This window comes from Megasphaera sp. AF13-6AC, from assembly GCF_027685385.1.
GTDB lineage: Bacteria > Bacillota > Negativicutes > Veillonellales > Megasphaeraceae > Megasphaera > Megasphaera micronuciformis.
This window is the reverse complement of record NZ_JAQCUN010000287.1, coordinates 1-771: the sequence shown is the minus strand read 5'-3', so window position 1 is coordinate 771 and position 771 is coordinate 1. Positions and strand designations below refer to the sequence as shown.

The 771-nt window shown below is 49.0% G+C and carries 2 protein-coding genes; both read right to left on the bottom strand.

Going from position 1 to position 771, the window contains the following annotated elements; translation table 11 throughout:
* Positions 1 to 13 precede the first annotated feature (13 nt).
* Positions 14 to 262, bottom strand: coding sequence for a hypothetical protein (locus PGX78_RS08915; protein ID WP_270446606.1), 249 nt, complete (start codon positions 260 to 262; stop codon positions 14 to 16).
* A gap of 124 nt (positions 263 to 386) precedes the next feature.
* A partial coding sequence (locus PGX78_RS08910; RefSeq protein WP_270446604.1) for a ribulose-phosphate 3-epimerase occupies positions 387 to 771 on the bottom strand: 385 nt, incomplete at its 5' end.

Sequence of the window (771 nt, the reverse complement as noted above, 5' to 3'; positions counted from 1 at the left end):
ATACGGGGTACAGTTAAACAAGGACGCCGCCCCGTAAGGCGCGGATAGCTTCGGCTCTGTCGGGTTTACCGAAAACGGCACTGCCGGCTACAATCCAAGTGGCTCCGGCAGCCGTTACGGGACCGATAGTATCGGCTGTAATACCTCCGTCTACTTCAATAACGGCTTTATCATTCCCTACCGTTGCCAGAAGTTCCGTCACATCACCTATTTTATCAACTGCATAGGGAATGAACTTTTGACCGGAATTACACCGGTTCAACTCGGCATGAGCTCACGGACTATAACCGCCGGTCGGGAATTGAAAGCCCAGCTTCCTCACCTCGCCTCAAAGACTATCTTATTCGGTTGTAATTACTGCTTAAATTATAGCATACGGGGTACAGTTAAACAAGGACGCCGCCCCGTAAGGCGCGGATAGCTTCGGCTCTGTCGGGTTTACCGAAAACGGCACTGCCGGCTACAATCCAAGTGGCTCCGGCAGCCGTTACGGGACCGATAGTATCGGCTGTAATACCTCCGTCTACTTCAATAACGGCTTTATCATTCCCTACCGTTGCCAGAAGTTCCGTCACATCACCTATTTTATCAACTGCATAGGGAATGAACTTTTGACCGCCGAAACCGGGGTTGACACTCATAATGAGGATCAAATCTACTAAGGAAGCAATGCATTCCAACGAGGATACGGGCGTTGAAGGATTTAAAGCTACTCCGCATTTCATACCGCTTTCTTTAATTTTATGAAGAACTCTGTCCAAATGAGGACAA